Source organism: Cellvibrio sp. OA-2007 (assembly GCF_000953825.1).
GTDB lineage: Bacteria > Pseudomonadota > Gammaproteobacteria > Pseudomonadales > Cellvibrionaceae > Cellvibrio.
The window spans coordinates 1-5734 of the sequence record NZ_BBUL01000055.1; the positions used below are offsets into that span (position 1 = coordinate 1).

The 5734-nt window shown below is 50.4% G+C and carries 2 tRNA genes and 3 rRNA genes; all 5 read right to left on the bottom strand.

The features are described 5' to 3' along the window. Positions 1-6 precede the first annotated feature (6 nt). Positions 7-122: ribosomal RNA gene (rrf, locus tag AWU77_RS02410) — 5S ribosomal RNA — on the bottom strand. Between the two features lie 212 nt (positions 123-334). After that, positions 335-3222, bottom strand: a 23S ribosomal RNA gene (locus AWU77_RS02415). 296 nt (positions 3223-3518) lie between these two features. Next, positions 3519-3594 (bottom strand) — tRNA-Ala (locus tag AWU77_RS02420). Positions 3595-3706: 112 nt separating this feature from the next. Beyond that, positions 3707-3783 (bottom strand) — tRNA-Ile (locus tag AWU77_RS02425). Positions 3784-3946: 163 nt separating this feature from the next. After that, a 16S ribosomal RNA gene (locus tag AWU77_RS02430) occupies positions 3947-5483 on the bottom strand. The 16S, 23S and 5S rRNA genes sit together here with 2 tRNA genes alongside, the layout of an rRNA operon. Positions 5484-5734: the final 251 nt, after the last annotated feature.

Genomic DNA, 5734 nt, shown 5'->3' on the forward strand with positions numbered 1-5734 from the left:
TTAGAAGCTTGACGATGACCTACTCTCACATGGGGAGACCCCACACTACCATCGGCGCTAAGTCGTTTCACTTCTGAGTTCGGTATGGGATCAGGTGGTTCCAACTTGCTATGGTCGTCAAGCAATTCGTTATGAGTTCGGAGGTCTTAGGATGTGTATTACATCAGCCTCGATTGACTCAAATAGGGCGGTGGATTGTAAAGTGATTGCTGATGTTTTAACAGAGTCTTTTAGGATTTCTGTATTGGATGCTTGCGTATCGTACAAGTCCGGAGCAGATAAGGATTATCTTTCTGCATTGAATCGTAAACCGTCTAACAGTCGATTCTGTTATATGGTCAAGCCGCACGAGCAATTAGTATTGGTTAGCTCAACGCCTCGCAGCGCTTCCACACCCAACCTATCAACGTCGTAGTCTTCAACGGCTCTTTAGGGGACTTAAAGTCCCAGGGAGATCTCATCTTGAAGGAGGCTTCCCGCTTAGATGCTTTCAGCGGTTATCCCGTCCGAACGTAGCTACCGGGCAATGCCATTGGCATGACAACCCGAACACCAGAGGTTCGTTCATTCCGGTCCTCTCGTACTAGGAACAACTCTTCTCAAATCTCCAACGCCCACGGCAGATAGGGACCGAACTGTCTCACGACGTTCTAAACCCAGCTCGCGTACCACTTTAAATGGCGAACAGCCATACCCTTGGGACCGGCTTCAGCCCCAGGATGTGATGAGCCGACATCGAGGTGCCAAACACCGCCGTCGATGTGAACTCTTGGGCGGTATCAGCCTGTTATCCCCGGAGTACCTTTTATCCGTTGAGCGATGGCCCTTCCATACAGAACCACCGGATCACTAAGACCTACTTTCGTACCTGCTCGACATGTCTGTCTCGCAGTCAAGCGTGCTTTTGCCTTTACACTAACCTCATGATTTCCGACCATGATTAGCACACCTTCGTGCTCCTCCGTTACTCTTTGGGAGGAGACCGCCCCAGTCAAACTACCCACCATACACTGTCCGTAATCCCGATAAGGGACCGACGTTAGAACCTCAAACATACCAGGGTGGTATTTCAAGGACGGCTCCATCGAAACTAGCGTCTCGACTTCAAAGCCTCCCACCTATCCTACACAGATAGGTTCAAAGTTCAGTGCAAAGCTATAGTAAAGGTTCACGGGGTCTTTCCGTCTAGCCGCGGGTACACGGCATCTTAACCGCGATTTCAATTTCACTGAGTCTCGGGTGGAGACAGCGCCCCCATCATTACGCCATTCGTGCAGGTCGGAACTTACCCGACAAGGAATTTCGCTACCTTAGGACCGTTATAGTTACGGCCGCCGTTTACCGGGGCTTCGATCAAGAGCTTCGCTTGCGCTAACCCCATCAATTAACCTTCCGGCACCGGGCAGGCGTCACACCCTATACGTCCACTTACGTGTTTGCAGAGTGCTGTGTTTTTAATAAACAGTTGCAGGGGCCTGGTATCTTCGACTGCCAGTAGCTTACGGGGCAAGCCCTTCACCACCAGCAGTGCACCTTCTCCCGAAGTTACGGTGCCATTTTGCCTAGTTCCTTCACCCGAGTTCTCTCAAGCGCCTTGGTATTCTCTACCTGATCACCTGTGTCGGTTTGGAGTACGGTCTCTTTTTACCTGAAGCTTAGAGGCTTTTCTTGGAAGCATGGCATCAAGCACTTCATGTTCCGAGGAACACTCGTCATCAGTTCTCAGCCTTAGCATCCCGGATTTACCTAAGACACCAGCCTACGACCTTAAACACGGACAACCAACGCCGTGCTGCTCTAGCCTTCTCCGTCCCCCCATCGCAGTAAAAAGAGGTACAGGAATATTAACCTGTTTCCCATCGACTACGCATTTCTGCCTCGCCTTAGGGGCCGACTAACCCTGTCCCGATTAGCGTTGGACAGGAACCCTTGATCTTCCGGCGGGGGAGTTTTTCACTCCCCTTATCGTTACTCATGTCAGCATTCGCACTTCTGATACCTCCAGCATGCTTCTCAACACACCTTCGACGGCTTACAGAACGCTCCCCTACCCCACATACATAGTATGCAGCCGCAGCTTCGGTTGCTAGTTTTAGCCCCGTTACATCTTCCGCGCAGGCCGACTCGACTAGTGAGCTATTACGCTTTCTTTAAAGGGTGGCTGCTTCTAAGCCAACCTCCTAGCTGTCTAAGCCTTCCCACATCGTTTCCCACTTAACTAACATTGGGGACCTTAGCTGGCGGTCTGGGTTGTTGCCCTCTTGACAACGGACGTTAGCACCCGCTGTCTGTCTGCCATGATTGCACTCCTCGGTATTCGTAGTTTGCATGGGGTTGGTAAGTCGGGATGACCCCCTAGCCCAAACAGTGCTCTACCCCCGAGGGTGAGACATGACGCGCTACCTAAATAGCTTTCGGGGAGAACCAGATATCTCCCGGCTTGATTAGCCTTTCACCCCTATCCACACGTCATCCCCAAATTTTTCAACATTTGTGGGTTCGGTCCTCCAGTTAGTGTTACCCAACCTTCAACCTGCACATGGATAGATCGCCGGGTTTCGGGTCTATTGCCAGCGACTAGACGCCCTATTAAGACTCGCTTTCGCTACGGCTCCCCTATACGGTTAACCTTGCCACTGACAATAAGTCGCTGACCCATTATACAAAAGGTACGCAGTCACAGAACAAGTCTGCTCCTACTGCTTGTACGCACACGGTTTCAGGATCTATTTCACTCCCCTCACAGGGGTTCTTTTCGCCTTTCCCTCACGGTACTGGTTCACTATCGGTCAGTTGGGAGTATTTAGCCTTGGAGGATGGTCCCCCCATATTCAGACAAGATATCACGTGTCTCGTCCTACTCGTTTTCATGACTAAGGCATTTTCGTGTACGGGGCTATCACCCTGTATCGCGGCACTTTCCAGAGCCTTCCACTAACACCAAAGCCACTTAAGGGCTGGTCCCCTTTCGCTCGCCGCTACTAAGGGAATCTCGGTTGATTTCTTTTCCTCCGGGTACTTAGATGTTTCAGTTCCCCGGGTTCGCTTCGTACAGCTATGTATTCACTGTACGATACCTACCAAAGGTAGGTGGGTTCCCCCATTCAGAGATCTCGGGATCATAGCTTGTTTGCCAGCTCCCCCGAGCTTATCGCAGGCTCCTACGTCTTTCATCGCCTCCAACTGCCTAGGCATCCACCGTGTGCGCTTAGTCGCTTGACCATATAACACAAGCGACTGCTTTAACGATTTACAACATTGATACGCTCACGATAATAAGCGCATCGCATGAGTATGATTCGCCGGACTTTTGTGTAGAGATACACAAGACATCCATAAATCAGCAATTTATTACTTTACATTCCACCTTGTTAAAGAGCATCTGGCGTAAAAACCAGTCAGTTACGTTCTTAGCTTTATTAATTTCTCTTTTTCTTATCGTTTAACGATTCGATTGGGAGGAATGTAAAGCGAAGACAGTAATTGACTGACTTCTTCTTTAATCAATAAAAGATAATTGGTGGAGCTAAACGGGATCGAACCGTTGACCTCCTGCGTGCAAGGCAGGCGCTCTCCCAGCTGAGCTATAGCCCCTTAATCATCACACCATTAAAGGTAAGATTCTTAATTTGGCTCAATCGAGGCAAAGGGATGTGAAGTGTGCTTCAGCACATGAGCATCGCTTTAACGAAGAGTGAGGCAAATTTGGTAGGCCTGGGCAGACTCGAACTGCCGACCTCACCCTTATCAGGGGTGCGCTCTAACCAGCTGAGCTACAGGCCTATATTCTTGGTCTGTAGACACTAGTTGTCGGCCGCTTACCTTTCAAAGTAACTCGCGGCGTCTAGCGACAAGCACTAGGGGACTAGCGACTAACAAATCTTTTATTGATTCCAGTCGATCAAGCAATGCGTGTGAGCACTTACAGACGGGTTGGCAAATCGTTTAAGGAGGTGATCCAGCCCCAGGTTCCCCTAGGGCTACCTTGTTACGACTTCACCCCAGTCATGAATCACAAAGTGGTAACCGTCCCCCTTGCGGTTAGACTAGCTACTTCTTTTGCAACCCACTCCCATGGTGTGACGGGCGGTGTGTACAAGGCCCGGGAACGTATTCACCGTAACGTTCTGATTTACGATTACTAGCGATTCCGACTTCATGGAGTCGAGTTGCAGACTCCAATCCGGACTACGAACAGTTTTATGGGATTAGCTCCACCTCGCGGTTTGGCAACCCTTTGTACTGCCCATTGTAGCACGTGTGTAGCCCAGGTCGTAAGGGCCATGATGACTTGACGTCATCCCCACCTTCCTCCGGTTTGTCACCGGCAGTCTCCTTAGAGTTCCCGACATTACTCGCTGGCAACTAAGGACAAGGGTTGCGCTCGTTACGGGACTTAACCCAACATCTCACGACACGAGCTGACGACAGCCATGCAGCACCTGTCTTAGAGTTCCCGAAGGCACCAATCCATCTCTGGAAAGTTCTCTAGATGTCAAGACCTGGTAAGGTTCTTCGCGTTGCGTCGAATTAAACCACATGCTCCACCGCTTGTGCGGGCCCCCGTCAATTCATTTGAGTTTTAATCTTGCGACCGTACTCCCCAGGCGGTCTACTTAGTGCGTTAGCTGCGCCACTAAGAGCTCAAGGCTCCCAACGGCTAGTAGACATCGTTTACGGCGTGGACTACCAGGGTATCTAATCCTGTTTGCTCCCCACGCTTTCGCACCTCAGTGTCAGTATGAGTCCAGGGTGTCGCCTTCGCCACTGATGTTCCTCCAGATATCTACGCATTTCACCGCTACACCTGGAATTCCACACCCCTCTACCCTACTCTAGCTTGCCAGTTCTAACTGCAGTGCCCAGGTTGAGCCCGGGGATTTCACAGCTAGCTTAACAAACCACCTACGTGCGCTTTACGCCCAGTAATTCCGATTAACGCTTGCACCCTCCGTATTACCGCGGCTGCTGGCACGGAGTTAGCCGGTGCTTCTTCTGTGGGTAACATCAATTCACTCACGTATTAGGTGAATGACCTTTCTCCCCACTGAAAGTGCTTTACAACCCTAAGGCCTTCTTCACACACGCGGCATGGCTGGATCAGGCTTGCGCCCATTGTCCAATATTCCCCACTGCTGCCTCCCGTAGGAGTCTGGACCGTGTCTCAGTTCCAGTGTGACTGATCATCCTCTCAGACCAGTTACAGATCGTCGCCTTGGTGAGCCTTTACCTCACCAACAAGCTAATCTGACATGGGCTCATCTGATAGCGAGAGGTCCGAAGATCCCCCCCTTTCCCCCGTAGGGCGTATGCGGTATTAGCAGTCGTTTCCAACTGTTGTCCCCCACTACCAGGCAGATTCCCATGTATTACTCACCCGTCCGCCGCTGTATCCAGTAGCAAGCTACTTTCAACCGCTCGACTTGCATGTGTTAGGCCTGCCGCCAGCGTTCAATCTGAGCCATGATCAAACTCTTCAGTTTAAAATCAGGTGTCGTTCCCACCAGATAAATCCAGTTAAGAAACAACTAAAACTTTGCTCAGATGCATTAAACACAAATACATTACTGTTTGTGTGTTCACTACTTCTGATAATTTGCTTATCGCCAATCACCATCCGCAAGTGCCCACACGCATTGCTTGATCTGTCTTGTTAAAAAACCGGTTAGCGCTTCGACTCAACCGTGGGAGGCGCATTATACGCACCTTCTTACTATTCGCAAGCGTTTTCTTT